Source organism: Vibrio sp. 10N.237.312.B06 (assembly GCF_041464685.1).
Taxonomy (GTDB): Bacteria; Pseudomonadota; Gammaproteobacteria; order Enterobacterales; family Vibrionaceae; genus Vibrio; species Vibrio tasmaniensis_A.
In genome coordinates, this window is the sequence record NZ_JBFSPI010000018.1 from 1 (window position 1) to 14850 (window position 14850).

The 14850-nt window shown below is 43.0% G+C and carries 15 protein-coding genes; 10 read left to right on the forward strand and 5 right to left on the reverse strand.

Features of this window, described 5'->3' with window-relative positions; translation table 11 throughout:
* Positions 1-220: 220 nt before the first annotated feature.
* From AB6C75_RS06920 to AB6C75_RS06930, 3 genes are all read right to left on the reverse strand, one after another.
* Entirely contained in the window at positions 221-1945 is a 1725-nt protein-coding gene (locus AB6C75_RS06920) for an ATP-binding protein (protein WP_372107456.1), read from the reverse strand.
* A complete protein-coding gene (locus tag AB6C75_RS06925) occupies positions 1945-3129 on the reverse strand; it encodes an FIST signal transduction protein (RefSeq protein WP_372107457.1) in 1185 nt (394 codons plus the stop codon). The genes AB6C75_RS06920 and AB6C75_RS06925 overlap by 1 nt, the downstream gene beginning before the upstream one ends.
* A gap of 115 nt (positions 3130-3244) precedes the next feature.
* Positions 3245-3610: a hypothetical protein gene (locus tag AB6C75_RS06930; RefSeq protein WP_009846706.1), complete on the reverse strand. Its 366-nt coding sequence runs from the start codon at positions 3608-3610 to the stop codon at positions 3245-3247.
* A 252-nt stretch (positions 3611-3862) separates the two neighbouring features.
* Between AB6C75_RS06930 and ccoN the strand changes: the two genes are divergently transcribed.
* The 10 genes from ccoN (at position 3863) to uspE (ending at position 12847) form a co-directional block, all read left to right on the forward strand.
* Positions 3863-5296, forward strand: a complete 1434-nt coding sequence (ccoN, locus tag AB6C75_RS06935; protein WP_009846707.1) for a cytochrome-c oxidase, cbb3-type subunit I — start codon at positions 3863-3865, stop codon at positions 5294-5296.
* A gap of 11 nt (positions 5297-5307) precedes the next feature.
* Positions 5308-5928, forward strand: a complete 621-nt coding sequence (gene ccoO / locus AB6C75_RS06940; RefSeq protein ID WP_004742292.1) for a cytochrome-c oxidase, cbb3-type subunit II — start codon at positions 5308-5310, stop codon at positions 5926-5928.
* A gap of 9 nt (positions 5929-5937) precedes the next feature.
* The gene (locus AB6C75_RS06945) at positions 5938-6114 is read left to right on the forward strand and encodes a CcoQ/FixQ family Cbb3-type cytochrome c oxidase assembly chaperone (protein WP_009846708.1); all 177 of its coding nucleotides are present in this window, start codon (positions 5938-5940) and stop codon (positions 6112-6114) included.
* Positions 6114-7088, forward strand: a complete 975-nt coding sequence (ccoP, locus tag AB6C75_RS06950) for a cytochrome-c oxidase, cbb3-type subunit III (RefSeq protein WP_009846709.1) — start codon at positions 6114-6116, stop codon at positions 7086-7088. Before AB6C75_RS06945 ends, ccoP begins: the two co-directional genes overlap by 1 nt.
* Positions 7089-7173: 85 nt before the next feature.
* Positions 7174-7653, forward strand: a complete 480-nt coding sequence (locus tag AB6C75_RS06955) for a FixH family protein (RefSeq protein ID WP_009846710.1) — start codon at positions 7174-7176, stop codon at positions 7651-7653.
* Positions 7654-7658: 5 nt separating this feature from the next.
* Positions 7659-10031 (forward strand): heavy metal translocating P-type ATPase, encoded by a 2373-nt coding sequence (locus tag AB6C75_RS06960; protein ID WP_372107458.1) that lies wholly within the window; start codon positions 7659-7661, stop codon positions 10029-10031.
* Positions 10031-10267 carry a cbb3-type cytochrome oxidase assembly protein CcoS gene (gene ccoS, locus AB6C75_RS06965; protein WP_009846712.1) on the forward strand — a complete coding sequence of 79 codons (237 nt, stop codon included), beginning with the start codon at positions 10031-10033 and terminating at the stop codon, positions 10265-10267. The genes AB6C75_RS06960 and ccoS overlap by 1 nt, the downstream gene beginning before the upstream one ends.
* Positions 10257-10931 carry a sulfite exporter TauE/SafE family protein gene (locus tag AB6C75_RS06970; RefSeq protein WP_009846713.1) on the forward strand — a complete coding sequence of 225 codons (675 nt, stop codon included), beginning with the start codon at positions 10257-10259 and terminating at the stop codon, positions 10929-10931. Before ccoS ends, AB6C75_RS06970 begins: the two co-directional genes overlap by 11 nt.
* Before the next feature lie 86 nt (positions 10932-11017).
* Positions 11018-11764, forward strand: a complete 747-nt coding sequence (locus AB6C75_RS06975; protein ID WP_009846714.1) for an FNR family transcription factor — start codon at positions 11018-11020, stop codon at positions 11762-11764.
* A 132-nt stretch (positions 11765-11896) separates the two neighbouring features.
* On the forward strand, positions 11897-12847 hold the full coding sequence (gene uspE, locus AB6C75_RS06980) for a universal stress protein UspE (protein ID WP_017097864.1): 951 nt from the start codon (positions 11897-11899) through the stop codon (positions 12845-12847).
* A 109-nt stretch (positions 12848-12956) separates the two neighbouring features.
* On the opposite strand, the gene ttcA is transcribed toward uspE, so the two are convergent.
* Positions 12957-13850: a tRNA 2-thiocytidine(32) synthetase TtcA gene (ttcA, locus tag AB6C75_RS06985; RefSeq protein WP_029222956.1), complete on the reverse strand. Its 894-nt coding sequence runs from the start codon at positions 13848-13850 to the stop codon at positions 12957-12959.
* A 289-nt stretch (positions 13851-14139) separates the two neighbouring features.
* Positions 14140-14790 carry a DUF2987 domain-containing protein gene (locus AB6C75_RS06990; protein ID WP_017103169.1) on the reverse strand — a complete coding sequence of 217 codons (651 nt, stop codon included), beginning with the start codon at positions 14788-14790 and terminating at the stop codon, positions 14140-14142.
* Positions 14791-14850 lie beyond the last annotated feature (60 nt).

Consider the following 14850-nt stretch of genomic DNA (forward strand, 5'->3'; position numbering starts at 1 on the left):
GCAACAAACGAAGTTTGTATTGTTTGGCTTTCTAAAAGCTAACAGTGCGTATTATGTATATTATGTTAAATTTGGTTTGGTGTTTATAAGGCAGGTATCTTTGTGTAATGCCCCTGCCTATTGTTTAACTACCAAACTGACGTTCTATTTAACAGTAAGTCTATTTACCATAAAATACCTAATAAACATATTTCCTAATCTTCGATTAAGAATACGTTTATTAGACTTCAAGCATTAACCTATCAATTGCTTCAATGATCTCTTTGGTTCTTACAGGTTTGGTAATGAAATCATTCATACCGACATCTAAACAAGAAAATTTATCTTCTACTGATGTGTGTGCCGTTAGCGCGACGATTGGTGTTTTGATGTTTGCGTCTCTCATGTATTTGGTTGTGGTTATTCCGTCCATGACTGGCATCGACACATCCATCAAGATAATGTCTATCGGATCATTACCTCTTTCTACAAAGCCAATGGCTTCTTCACCGTTGCTTGCGATGAAAACTTCGTGGCCTTGTCGCGCAAGGATCAATTGAATCACCATCTGATTGGTTGGGTTGTCTTCAACAACCAACACTGAATAACGGGTTCTGGGAACTTGCGAGTATTTATCTTCTACAGCATGATCTTGATTGTTCGTCACTCTCGTTAGAACTGGTAACCGCACTTCAAATTTCGAGCCTTTTCCTGGCTCACTCTCGACCGATATACGCCCGCGCATCAGTTCTACTAGTCGTTTTGTTATTGCTAAACCTAAGCCGGTGCCACCAAACCTACGTGTGATTGTGCTATCGGCTTGCACAAACGGACTGAATAATGACGAAAGTTGCTGTGAGCTGATGCCAATTCCGGTGTCTTCTACGCTAATACGGAATGAACGGTGCTGGTATGTAATAGAAACATGTACATACCCGTGTTCAGTGAACTTTATTGCGTTACCAATGAGATTAAAAAGGATCTGTGCTAAGCGACTTGGGTCGATGTAATGTAGTTCACCTTCTGGAATGTCGCTAGTTAGGGTTAACGACAACCCTTTATCGTCTGCTATCTTCTTTTGTTCAGACAAAACAAAAGTTACAGTGTCTCTTGCGTTACTCCATTGAGGTGCCAACGAGAAGCATCCAGATTCAATCTTTGAAAAGTCCAACACATCACTGATGATCGCCAATAAGAGTTCAGATGATGTACTCATATTTAACAATATAGACTGTTGTTCATCATTCAGCGGTGTGGACTTTAGCGTGTCGATTAAGCCTATGGTAGCGTTTAGCGGCGTTCTTAACTCATGACTCATCATTGCTAAGAATTCAGATTTGGCTTTGTTGGCTCTTTCTGCGTCTTTTCTTGCTGCTACGAGTTCTGCTGTACGTTCTCGGACTGTCGCTTCAAGTTTTTCTTTGTTTTCAATATCGAAAACAGCACGCTCAATCAGCGGTCGAAATCGGTTTAGAGTGGCTTTGGTTTCAATACTAAAGTGTTTGGTATTGGAATGGATAAAGATGATAACGGATTGTGTTAGACCGCTATCAATACCAGTAATCAGTACAGAGTTAATTTGGTCTAGGATAATGGGATGCAAAGTGCTGAATTCACCCAGAGATTTGGGTTCAAAAAGAATGGCACATTCTCCATTAATGACTCGCGATAGCTTGCCACAATCTGTCCAATTCATTTGTTCGAATACTTTGTTATTGGTTAACAGGGTTTTGAAACTACCTTCATTCCCTATTCTTGATACCACAATAAAATCATCAAACTTAATGTATTTTTTGAGTGCGAATTCGAGACTAGAAAATATTTCAGATATGTTACTCGCCTTACTGATCGCAGAGATAGTCGATAGGATCACCCTATTCTCTTCAGCTAATTTACGTTCACGGACCTTTAGTTTTTGGAGTTCAATACGAGCTTCTTGCAGCGCTTCTTGGTCTTCAGTATCCATTACTTTTTCAGCCTATAAAACGTTGCAGACGATACCATCAAATTTCCGTGCGCATTCTCACCACCAGAGAGTCTGCCTTGCTCACCAAACGTAAATGGACATATGTATGGAAGCCCACCAAGTGCGTGATTGATTTGGTCACAAACCTCATCCATATCTTGTTTTAGGTGCAGCATTGGTCCTGCACAGAATATGTTGATCGCCCCTAATTTTTCTTCGAGATCCATATCATTATAGTAAGACGAATGAATGATGTTAGCGGCACGACTTATAAGTTGTTGCTTAGAGCCTTGCATCAAATAGATGGTGTCACCTTCATTTATATCAGTGAACAACTCGATACCGTTACACTCAGTTTCTCTGATCGAATGCGATAACTTGAAATATGGGTAGTCGTAAGAAGAGCCGACCTTTCGGCCTAATGGATAAACTGTCGACTTTTCAAAAATATACCCATCATCACTGCTACCTAAATGAAAATCAGTCCATTCATTATAAACGGTGGTCGCAGGCTTATGGTCGATCTCTAACAATATTCGATTTCTTACTTTGGTGACGGTGCCTGAATACTGAGTGGGTGTATGACCGGCGCTAAAAGATGAATAGATGGATTGTGACGCAAAAAACACCGTTAAAGAGACGCCATTAATAGCAAGAGCTTCTTCGGTAAAGATACTCCAATTTCCAGACACTTGATTGTCTGCTGCGCTTCCACCAATAATCGGCACCTCTGTGCCAAATTTGTTATCGATGGCCGCCATCACCTTCTCTTCATTTCCTGGGGTGGAATGGAGCAAGATAAGATCGGGTATTTCACCTTCTCGGTTGGCGTTCTTTAATGCTTTATCGATGGCGCTGAACGTACTACGATCTATGGAATCGCCAAAGTGACTGATGCCGGTACCGTAGGCATTGATCCCGGAATCATAGATGATGAGTATCCCAATCACAGGGCCTGAATGGAACCCTGTTTCGGTCATAATACCGTGACAAGTGGTGCAGCCATGTATTGGTGTATTCGGGAGCGCATCTACGAAATATCTCTGCACAGCAAGTGTGGAGTACTCTTCGGTGCAGTAGCAGATAAGACAGGCAATATCGTCAGGGTTTGCCACCCCACTGAGCAGCTCATCTACTGCGATTTTATCGTCTAGGGAATAAGAGACTTTTGATAGAAATTTCATAGATCTCGGAAGATTTTATTAATGCTCTCTTTATAACACTTTTACACAATCTATTTCACTGACTTAGTACATATTTCTATCAAAAGAATTGAGGCGAGACTAACTTGTTACTGTGTTATTCCTTAGAAAGGTTTACAGAAAGTGTGGCTATCTGTTGTGGAAATGTAACCGTTATTGAGGAGTTCTGAGCGTTCGTTCGTAACAGCCAAATTGATGCCCCTTTTTCTTCTAGAGTTCCGCTCTCGTTATAGTTAATGATAAATTTACCAGTTTTAGATGTTTCGATCGAATACCCTAGGTTATCACCCGAAATTAAAACATTATGTTTATCAATAGTAATTTGGCAAGGTTTAGAAATTATACAGTTTACTGTTTCGTCATTGTCGTATGTCACTGTTCTCCAAGTAAATGCAGCTATTAAAATAACCAACATGACGATAATTTGAACAAGCCTGCCCTTTGTTAGCTTTTGTGCCGCCATTATAATCTTTACTCCTTGTTACAAAGTTCAAAGTTTTTAAATAAAAATCCAATTCCAGACCAAGCGTAAGGTTACTACTCTGTCATTGATTTGTTAATTCAAGTATAGTGTCGCGTTGAAAATGCCACTTTTTTTTAAAATCAGCAAGTGGAAATAAAGCTCTGAATAGGCTGAATTTCCTTTTCTAATTTGGGTGGCATTACGACGTGAGTCGTGTTGGAAGTAAAGTGTAGTAAATAAGAAATTGGAAGCATGCAAATGAGCCAAGAAAAGCAGCTTGAACAAAACTACAACTATACGGTCGTCCGTCAATTTACCCTCGTTACAATTTTGTGGGGTATTGTCGGTATGGGCGTTGGTGTTTTGATTGCCGCTCAATTAGTTTGGCCACAGCTAAACTTTGATACGCCGTGGCTGACGTACAGTCGTTTACGTCCCCTGCATACTAATGCGGTTATTTTTGCGTTCGGTACAAGTGCGCTGTTTGCAACATCATATTATGTTGTGCAACGTACCTGTCAGACGCGTCTCTTTGGTGGCCCTCTCGTAGCCTTTACCTTTTGGGGTTGGCAAGCGATTATCCTGTCCGCTGCAATTACTTTACCGCTAGGTTTAACCTCTGGTAAAGAATACGCAGAACTTGAATGGCCAATCGATATTGCTATTACTCTTGTGTGGGTAGCTTATGCGGTCGTGTTCTTCGGAACCATGATTAAACGTAAGACATCGCACATTTATGTAGCTAACTGGTTCTTCGGAGCCTTCATCATCACGGTTGCCGTGTTGCACATCGTTAACAGCCTGGCTGTTCCTGTATCTGCGTTTAAATCGTACTCGATTTATTCCGGAGCGATCGATGCAATGGTGCAATGGTGGTACGGACACAATGCGGTAGGCTTCCTATTGACAGCTGGTTTCCTAGGTATGATGTATTACTTCGTTCCTAAACAAGCTGGTCGCCCTGTTTACTCTTACCGTTTGTCGATTGTTCACTTCTGGGCTCTTGTGTCTCTGTATATTTGGGCTGGTCCTCACCACCTACACTACACAGCACTTCCAGACTGGACTCAGTCTCTAGGTATGGTTATGTCTTTGGTTCTGTTTGCTCCATCTTGGGGTGGCATGATCAACGGTATTATGACTCTATCTGGTGCATGGCATAAGCTACGCTACGACCCTATCCTACGTTTCCTAATCGTTTCTCTATCATTCTACGGCATGTCGACTTTCGAAGGCCCTATGATGGCAATCAAAACGGTTAACGCACTATCTCACTACACGGACTGGACTATCGGTCACGTTCACTCTGGTGCGCTAGGTTGGGTTGCGATGGTTTCTATCGGTTCGGTTTACCACTTAGTTCCTAAACTATTTGGTCAAGAGCGTATGTACTCTGTATCTCTAATCAATGTTCACTTCTGGTTAGCAACGATTGGTACGGTTTTCTACATCGTTGCGATGTGGATCTCTGGTGTGATGCAAGGTCTGATGTGGCGTGCAGTTAACTCTGACGGTACATTAACTTACAGCTTCGTTGAATCTGTAGAAGCATCTTACCCGTTCTACTTTGTACGTTTCTTAGGGGGCTTCATCTTCCTATCTGGTATGTTCTTAATGGCATACAACACGTACAAAACTGTTTCTGCACCTAAAGATAGCCTTAAAGCTATCCCTCAACCGGCTTAAGGAGATTTAGAATGAGCTCAAATTCAAATAATCGCCATGAGTTGGTAGAGAAGAACGTTGGCCTACTGGCGATCTTGATCGTTATTGCTATCAGTTTTGGTGCTTTAGTAGAAATTACCCCTCTTATTTTTCAAAAGCAGACGACTGAACCTGTAGAAAACCTACGCGTCTACTCTGCTCTGGAAATGGAAGGTCGTGATATTTATATCCGCGAAGGTTGTAACGTATGTCACAGCCAAATGATTCGCCCTTTCCGCTCTGAAACTGAACGTTACGGTCACTACTCTGTAGCGGGCGAAAGCGTTTGGGAACACCCATTCCTATGGGGTTCTAAGCGTACTGGTCCAGATCTAGCGCGTGTTGGTGATCGTTACTCTGATGAGTGGCACCGTGTTCACCTTATCGACCCTCGTGAACTTGTTCCTGAATCAAACATGCCTGGTTTCCCATGGCTTGCTGAGAATGTACTTGATGGCAAATTGACTCAACAGAAGCTTGAACTCTTCCGTAATCAATTTGGTGTTCCTTACACAGACGAACAAATTGCTAACGCTAAACAAGATGTTGAAGGAAAAACAGAGATGGATGCAATCATCGCTTACCTTCAATCGCTTGGCCACGCAATGAAATAAGGAATAATTATGGACATTATTACATTTCAAAGTGTTTGGACTGTTACTGTTTTTGCTTGCTTCATCGGCATCGTTTGGTGGGCATACGGCAAGAATCGTAAATCACGTTTCGACGAAGATGCGAACCTAGTGTTTGCAGACGACGAGCCGGCAACAAGTTCTAAAAATCAAGGAGTGACAAAGTAATGAGTACATTCTGGAGTATCTGGGTTAGTGCGATTACGATTGGTACCCTAATTGGTTGTGCTGTCTTGCTTCGTTGGTGTTTTAAAGATCGAACTGGCGTAGAAGAAGGTCATGATATGGGCCATGAATACGATGGTATTCGTGAGCTTAATAACCCACTGCCAAAATGGTGGACATACCTTTTCATCAGTACGATTGTGTTTGCAGCGGTTTACCTTGCTCTTTACCCTGGCCTTGGCAATTTTAAAGGTCTACTAGGTTGGACAAGTTCAAACCAAGAAGTTCGTAGTATTGAAGAGTCTCGCTCTTCAATTGCTGCAGCTCAAGCGAACAAGCAGTTAGACGAGTACGCGAAAGAGCTTGATGACGCCAACACCTATTTTGGTGAAGCATTCAAAAAGCTAGCTCACGACGAAAATGGTTTACGTTCTGTCCCTGACATTGCATCAGATGCTGACGCAATTAAAGTGGGCCAACGTTTATTCTTGCAAAACTGTTCTCAGTGTCACGGCTCTGATGCTCGTGGTCAAAAGGGTTTTCCTAACCTAACTGATGACGCATGGCTATATGGTGGTGAACCACAAGCTATCGTGACAACAATCATGCATGGTCGTGTTGGCCAAATGCCTGGCTGGAAAGATGCACTTGGTGAGCAAGGCGTTAAAGAAGTGGTTAGCTACACGCTTAGCCTTTCTGGACGTAGTGTGAATGCTCGTGAAGCTGAAGCTGGTAAAGCACGCTTTGTTGTATGTGCTGCATGTCACGGTACAGATGGTAAGGGTAACCCTGCTGTAGGTGCACCTGACCTGACCGACCGCGACTGGTTGTTTGGCGACTCTCGCGCTGCTGTGACGGAAACAGTAATGTACGGACGCTCTGGCGTGATGCCTGCTTGGAAAGACATTCTAGGCGAGGATAAAGTACAACTGATTTCATCATACGTGTGGAGCTTAAGCAACTCGGATAATAAGTAACATTTCAATAACAGCCTCTTTCTAAGAGGCTGTCTTTCCTTTATTTTATAACCCCTTCTTTTTATTCTTTTTTGAGATCTTTTTTATGGTAAAGCCTTGGTATAAACAGTTTTGGCCGTGGTTCTTAATCGCGTTGCCAGCGACAGTAGTTATTTGGACCATCATGACGGTTATTGTGTTCACACAGAACTCTGTAGACCTAGTGACTGAGGATTACTATAAAAAAGGAAAAGGCATTAATGTCGACATTTCAAAAGTAAATATTGCAAAGGAACTCGGCCTTTCAGCTTCAGTTAACGAGAAAGGTAACTCCGTTATCATTACTCTTGAGAAAGGTAAACTCGATCACTTCCCTGCGATTAACGCAATGTTTGTTCACAGAACACTGCCTGACCGCGATTTTACTCAACTACTGACAGCGGATGCGAAAGGCAACTACACCATGACTTTGGATCACGAAATGCAAGGACCATGGTTTATTGAGCTTTCTCCGCATGATTCTGAATGGTTAGTGCAAGGTCGCATGAACTTCCCTATTGATACTCCTACTCAACTAACGAATTAAAGCTTATGTGTGAATCCTGTTATCACTGCGGTGAAGATGTACCAGCGGAAACGGATTTTAAAGTAGAAATCTTAGGGTCGGTTCGACCGATGTGTTGTCCGGGTTGCGAAACCGTAGCCCAGACAATCATAGATAGCGGTTTGGTCTCTTATTACCAATACCGTACTGCTCCTGCTGAAAAAGCCGATCTGGTGCCAGAGCAGCTTCTGGCACTGAGTCATTACGACAATGAAGATGTTCAATTGGAGTTCGTCCGTAACTCCGAAAATATCTCTGAGGTGACATTGTCACTAGATGGTGTCTCTTGTGCGGCTTGTGCTTGGCTTATTGAGAAGCAAGTTTCTTCAAAGCTTGGCGTTTTGAGTATTCGTGTTAATACCACGACTAACCGTGCCCTGCTTAGCTGGGACAAGACTCAGGCTAAACTAAGCGAGTTGCTATCCGCGATTCATAGGTTGGGCTACAAAGCTGCACCATTCGAGGCTGACCAACAAGAAGCCGCTTATCATCGTTCGATGAAAAACTACCTTTATCGTCTTGGTGTCGCGGGTTTAGCGACTATGCAAGTTATGATGCTAGCGGTGGCGCTTTATCTCGAAGTTTTTGGCAGCCTTGAGCCGGAATTCAAAAGCTACTTTCGTTGGGTGAGTTTGATCTTCGCAACGCCTGTACTGCTCTACTCTGCATTACCGTTCTATATTAACGCTTGGCGTAGTATTAAAGGCCGAACCTTGGGCATGGATGTTCCTGTGTCGATCGCTCTATTGTTTGCCTATGTTGCGAGTTTAGTGGCAACGGTGACAGAGCAAGGCGAAGTGTTCTTTGAATCTATCTCGATGTTCACCTTCTTCTTGTTGCTTGGTCGTTTCCTTGAGATGCGCGCGCGTCGTAAAGCAGCAGCCGCGAGTGGTAACCTGCTTAAGTTGGTTCCCGCGATGGCGACAACTTTAGACGGTGAGCAAGTTCCGGTAAAAACCTTGAAGGTTGGCGATCAGATTCGGGTTCTACCCGGTGAGCATATCCCTGCGGATGGTAAAGTACTGTCTGGTAGAGTTCATATTGATGAATCGATGCTGACTGGCGAATCGATTCATGTGGTTAAGAATGAAGGCGATACCGTCTTTGCTGGTACATTGAATGGTGATGAATCGTTTGAATTGGAAGTGATGACGTCTAAAGCGGATTCCGTGATTTCCAATATCGTTCGCCTTCAGGATGAAGCGCAACTGTCTAAGCCTCGCATCGCAGAGATTGCCGATGTGGTTGCTCGATACTTTGTTGCTGTGATTCTGGTTATCTCGTTCGGCACTTGGTTTTACTGGCACCAAACACGTCCAGAAGATGCTTTCTGGATCATGCTCTCGGTACTTGTTGCGACATGTCCTTGTGCTCTATCGCTTGCAACACCGACAGCCATCACCTGCTCAACTTCTCGTATGGGTAATTTCGGTATCTTGCTGCGCAAAGGCCATGTGTTTGAAACTTTGTGCAAAGTGAATCACTTGATCATAGATAAAACAGGCACGTTGACCGAGGGTGATATTCGTATCAGCCAAGTTGAAACCTTCGCAGAACTTGATAAAGACACCTGTTTGAAAGTAGCGGCGAGCCTAGAGCAACATGCTAACCACCCTATCGCGAAAGCGTTCAAGACTCATCTTTCTGATGATATCGAAGTAGAGTCTGTCAATAACGTAATTGGCTCTGGTATCACTGGTGAGTGGAATGGACAAGAAGTCGCTATCGGCAGCAGTGAATTCATTCTTGGTGATGCACAAACATCGGAAAGCAATGGTATTTACTTGTCGATGTCTGGTCGACATACCGCAACATTCACTTATGAAGACCCGATTCGTAAAGAAAGTATTGAGTTCATTAAGCAATTCAAAGAAGCGGGAATCAAAACCACGCTGCTGACTGGCGATTCTTTGATTAACGCGAAACCTGTTGCTGAAGAGATCGGCATTACTGACATTGTTGCTAACGCGAAGCCGGAAGATAAACTGGCTTATTTAAACTCTAGAGACGCTAGTGACATCACCATGATGGTTGGTGACGGTATTAACGATGCGCCTATTCTGGCGGGTGCTCACCTTTCTGTCGCAATGGGCGGCGGTACCGACGTGGCGAAAGCCTCAGCGGATATGGTGTTATTGGGTGACAAACTCGATAGATTACTTAAATCACGAACATTAGCGCTTAAAACGCGTAAGATAATCCGTGAAAACTTAGCGTGGTCGTTGGGGTATAACTTACTTATTCTTCCATTGGCTGTTGCTGGTTTGGTTGCTCCATACATTGCCGTTGTTGGCATGTCTGCTAGCTCTATTATTGTTGTGTCTAACTCGTTAAGGCTTTTAAAAGAGCAAGGTAAATAATGGAAAGTTTATACATACTTATTCCAATTGCGATCGTACTTGTGTGCATCGCTGTCGGTATATTTCTGTGGGCAGTTAAGAGTGAGCAGTTTGAAGACCTTGAGCGTCAAGGCCACAACATTCTGTTTGATGAAGACACTAATGCTCTTCACCATTCTGATAGTAAACCTGTTAAGAACGAGAAAGCTAACGTAGAAAGCCAAACTAACTTAGACAAAAAGAACGATGACGCCTGATTGGATCGGAGCCTTTGTTGTTGGGTTGATCGGCGCAGGTCACTGCATGGGAATGTGTGGTGGCATTGCGTCGCTTCTTTCAATTGGAAACAGTAAACCTTCCCCTGTCATTCCCCTGCTTTATAACCTAGGACGCTTGCTAAGCTATGCCGTGATTGGCGGTGTGATTGGCGGTGCAATTTCTTCTATAGGTCAGCTAAGCGATTTTAACGCTCTGCTAGGTTGGCTGCGATTATTTGCTGCTGGCTTTATGATCGTCTTAGGTTTGTATATTGGCAAATGGTGGTTCGGCTTGTTGTTTTTTGAAAAAGTCGGACAAAAACTATGGCGCTATATCTCTCCTGTCGGTAAATCATTTCTACCATTGAAGCATCCTAGTCACGCTCTACCATTTGGTTTCATTTGGGGGTGGTTACCATGTGGCCTTGTTTATTCTATGCTTACATGGGCGGCCGTATCAGGAAGTTGGTATAACGGAGCAGGTATCATGCTTGCTTTCGGTTTAGGAACCCTCCCTGCGATGCTCACGGTTGGAATGGGTGCAAATTTCCTCAAAAAACTGCAACAAGCTGACTTATTTCGTCAGTTTGGTGCAATTTTAATCCTTATTTACGGCTTCTATACCGGTTATATGGCGCTACAGCTTATTATTTATACCGTATAGCGACGTCTTTAATCCGGTTTTTTTACTACCCTTTAGGATTAAGGAATGCTAAAATATTGACGTATATCAAATAGTGAAAGATTGTTATGATTTCTGAAAAGCCTGTGACGAAACGTGTTCAGTCTGGTGGCTGTGCGATCCATTGCCAGGATTGTAGTATTAGCCAGCTCTGTATTCCGTTTACTTTGAATGAATCTGAACTCGATCAACTTGATCAGATCATTGAGAGAAAAAAGCCTATTCAAAAAGGCCAAGAGTTATTTAAAGCCGGTGACGAGCTTAAATCTCTATACGCTATTCGCTCTGGAACGATCAAGAGCTACACGATTACTGAGCAAGGTGATGAGCAGATTACTGCATTCCACCTAGCGGGCGATCTTGTTGGCTTCGATGCGATTACTGGTGACATGCACCCTAGTTTCGCACAAGCGTTAGAAACTTCTATGGTATGTGAAATCCCATACGAAATTCTAGACGACCTATCAGGAAAAATGCCTAAATTGCGTCAGCAAATTATGCGTTTGATGAGTAATGAGATTAAAGGTGACCAAGAAATGATTCTGCTTCTTTCTAAGAAGAATGCGGAAGAGCGTCTTGCTGCATTCCTTTACAACCTTTCTACTCGTTTCTCTCAACGTGGCTTCAGCCCACGTGAGTTTCGCCTAACGATGACTCGTGGCGATATTGGTAACTACCTTGGTTTGACTGTTGAAACAATTAGCCGTCTTTTAGGTCGCTTCCAAAAAGCAGACATCTTGAGCGTTAAAGGCAAATATATCACTATCGAAGATCACGATGCGTTGATGGAACTTGCTGGCGTTTCAAAAGAATAGTCTAGATATCAATGATGTAGTTCAATAATGAGCTACATCATGTTTCTCTCTTAAAACCTCTTATATTTCTCTTATTCTCTCCATAACTACGCTACATTATTTATATGTTCGGTCTGAAAAGTAGGCTTAGTTATGAGTATCTATAACAAAATTTTAGTTGTCGCAGACATTAATCACGATGAGCAACCTGCTCTAGTTCGTGCTATCCAACTTGCCAAGAAAAGCACATCAACAAGCCACATCACTTTCTTTTTATCGATCTACGATTTCTCGTATGACATGACATCTATGCTCTCTGTCGATGAAAGAGACGCAATGCGTAAAGGCGTAATTCATCAACGTGAAATTTGGATGAATAAAGTGGCGGCTCCTTACCTAGATGATTCCATTGAATTTAACGTGCAAGTGGTTTGGCATAACCGCCCGTATGAAGCGATCATTGCAGAGGTTTACAGTGGCGAGCATGACATTCTAATCAAAGGTACGCGTAAGCACGATACCTTAGAATCTGTCATCTTTACTCCTACCGACTGGCACTTATTGAGAAAATGCCCTAGCCCAGTGCTATTGGTTAAAAATGATTTCTGGCCAGAACACGCGAAGATTTACGCTTCAGTTCATGTAGGCTCTGAAACCGAAGCTCACTTAGAGCTCAATGATACGATGGTCGACAGGTTACTTGAAATCACAGGTCGTTTAGATGCTGAGCCGCTATTGGTAAACGCCTACCCGGTGACACCTGCTAATATCACAATCGAGCTGCCAGAGTTTGACCCAACCTCTTATACTGACGCGGTTCGTGGTCATCACTTAACAGCGATGAAAGCGTTGCGCCAGAAACACGGTATGAGTGAAGAGCAAACTGTTGTTGAGCAAGGCTTGCCAGAAGATGTTATTCCTCGTGTCGCGTCTGAAAACAACGCTGCTATGGTGATTCTTGGTACCACCGGCCGTACTGGATTGTCTGCTGTGTTTATTGGTAATACTGCGGAACATGTAATCGACAAGATTAACTGTGACGTACTTGCACTTAAACCGTCGGGTTATGTAAGTCCACTTGATCCCAATTTGTCTATAGGTTAATACCTTATAGCTGATTCAAAATCATAAAAAAACGCCTCAAGCACTGCTTGAGGCGTTTTTATTTATCTAGAGCTTCCGCCATTCCAAATACAGAATCGCGAATATCTCGTTATACGTTAGTCACGTCGATGAACATTGACTCATCAATATTTGAAGAGGAAATTTCAGCTTCTTCGAATTCGTAGGCCTTGCGATCTTCACTACGGTCTAGTGGAAGGTTTACGAAATCAAACAATTCTCGGTCAGCCAGTTGGCTTGGACTTACGTTCTGAATTGACTTGAAAATCTTCTCAACACGACCTGGCGTTTGCTTATCCCAATCAATCAACATCGCTTTAATGTTCTGACGCTGTAGGTTCTCTTGAGAGCCACACAGGTTACAAGGAATGATTGGGAAATCTAGGTGCTCTGCGTATTGGATTAAGTCCGTTTCACGACAATAAGTCAGTGGACGAATAACAACGTTACGGCCATCATCAGAACGCAATTTTGGCGGCATTGCTTTCAAGCGTGCACCGTGGAACATGTTCAGGAACATCGTCTCAACAATATCGTCTAGGTGGTGGCCAAGAGCAATCTTAGTCGCCCCAATTTTCTCTGCAAACGAGTACAAAGTACCACGACGAAGACGAGAACATAGACCACAGGTTGTTTTACCCTCTGGCACTTTCTCTTTAACTACGGAGTACGTATCTTTATCTACGATGTAGTAAGGAATGTTCAGAGTTTCGAAGTACTCAGGAAGAATATGCTCAGGAAAGCCAGGTTGTTTTTGGTCTAGGTTTACGGCAACAACATCGAATTTGATAGGTGCAGCTTCACGTAAACGTAGCAAAATATCTAGCATCGCAAATGAATCTTTACCGCCACTAATGCATGCCATTACTACGTCATTCTCTTCGATCATGTTGTAGTCAACGATGGCATTTCCAACATTTCGTCTCAGACGTTTCTGAAGCTTGTTGAATTCAAGTGTTTCTTTTTTATTTTCGTTTTGGTTCATTGCGACTCTCACACCGTCGTATTACCGACTGTAGATTGCTAGTGGGACTGTTTTAGGGCGTGGATTATACGGATTTTTATTTGATGTTGAAATAGTAACGGCAGGATTAACAAGCTGAGTATTGGAAAGATTCCGCTTCTTTTGAGCTTTAAGCTCTCTAAACGGTTAGATAAACGCGTCTTAACAAATTCGAGGTTTGTATAGTAGACAAAGAAAAGCAGCCTTCTCTAAAAGACCAGGCTGCTTAAGAACTACTTCCTCAAAGCGTAGGGAGTGCTTTTAGCTAGACTTATTGCGCGGGAATGTACGGTAATACGCGAACCGTTGGCTCTGGTAAAGTGATGCTGTCACTTCCATTGAGCTCTTCTAAGGTGAATTTAACACGGCCTTCTTTAATTGGGATCTGTTTACCGTTAGATAGAGCAATGTTGCCTTCAAGCTTGTCATTGAACTCCAACGTTAACCCTTGGATATCAGGTGTGAACCAGCTAGAGAACATGCCGCTGACGTCTTCTAGCATTGCCTGCATCTGTGGTAACAGGCTTTCTAGCTGTGCAACTTCAACATCGCCAGCTAAAGGCTCTTGAGTCATTACAACGAGCGAATATGCACACTCTTGCTCTTGGGTTTGTACAAAGATAAGAGGATTTGCTGAGCGCAGGTTTTGATCTACAGGTAGAAGCAGCTCATTCGCAGGAGATACTTTTAGCTCTTCGTAGTGCTCTTCTTTCTCCATCCAAGCTTTGCTGATGTGACAGGTTTTCTGTGCTTGTTGGTCAACAAAGAACACCGCAACTTTGACATCATCGTGCCCTTCTTTGGTGTTGTTTTTCAGCTGAGTATAGAGTTTAGAATACGTGAACATGTATTCTTGCGCCGAAGCTGGAAGAGAAACCCCAAAACTTAAAGTGGCTAATAAAGCGATAGCTGTCTTTTTCATTATTATAATCTTGTTGAAGTTGAGCGTTTATAAATAGAAAGAGCAGCCAATGAGCTGCTC

Bases quoted from the DNA above. Each gene is read 5' to 3' on its own strand.
- AB6C75_RS06970 (WP_009846713.1), top strand. From the start codon at position 10,257: ATGACGCCTGATTGGATCGGAGCCTTTGTTGTTGGGTTGATCGGCGCA.
- ccoP (WP_009846709.1), top strand. From the start codon at position 6,114: ATGAGTACATTCTGGAGTATCTGGGTTAGTGCGATTACGATTGGTACC.
- ccoN (WP_009846707.1), top strand. From the start codon at position 3,863: ATGCAAATGAGCCAAGAAAAGCAGCTTGAACAAAACTACAACTATACG.
- AB6C75_RS06960 (WP_372107458.1), top strand. From the start codon at position 7,659: ATGTGTGAATCCTGTTATCACTGCGGTGAAGATGTACCAGCGGAAACG.
- uspE (WP_017097864.1), top strand. From the start codon at position 11,897: ATGAGTATCTATAACAAAATTTTAGTTGTCGCAGACATTAATCACGAT.
- AB6C75_RS06920 (WP_372107456.1), bottom strand. From the start codon at position 1,945: ATGGATACTGAAGACCAAGAAGCGCTGCAAGAAGCTCGTATTGAACTC.
- ccoO (WP_004742292.1), top strand. From the start codon at position 5,308: ATGAGCTCAAATTCAAATAATCGCCATGAGTTGGTAGAGAAGAACGTT.
- AB6C75_RS06955 (WP_009846710.1), top strand. From the start codon at position 7,174: ATGGTAAAGCCTTGGTATAAACAGTTTTGGCCGTGGTTCTTAATCGCG.
- AB6C75_RS06990 (WP_017103169.1), bottom strand. From the start codon at position 14,790: ATGAAAAAGACAGCTATCGCTTTATTAGCCACTTTAAGTTTTGGGGTT.
- AB6C75_RS06945 (WP_009846708.1), top strand. From the start codon at position 5,938: ATGGACATTATTACATTTCAAAGTGTTTGGACTGTTACTGTTTTTGCT.
- ccoS (WP_009846712.1), top strand. From the start codon at position 10,031: ATGGAAAGTTTATACATACTTATTCCAATTGCGATCGTACTTGTGTGC.
- AB6C75_RS06925 (WP_372107457.1), bottom strand. From the start codon at position 3,129: ATGAAATTTCTATCAAAAGTCTCTTATTCCCTAGACGATAAAATCGCA.
- AB6C75_RS06930 (WP_009846706.1), bottom strand. From the start codon at position 3,610: ATGGCGGCACAAAAGCTAACAAAGGGCAGGCTTGTTCAAATTATCGTC.
- ttcA (WP_029222956.1), bottom strand. From the start codon at position 13,850: ATGAACCAAAACGAAAATAAAAAAGAAACACTTGAATTCAACAAGCTT.
- AB6C75_RS06975 (WP_009846714.1), top strand. From the start codon at position 11,018: ATGATTTCTGAAAAGCCTGTGACGAAACGTGTTCAGTCTGGTGGCTGT.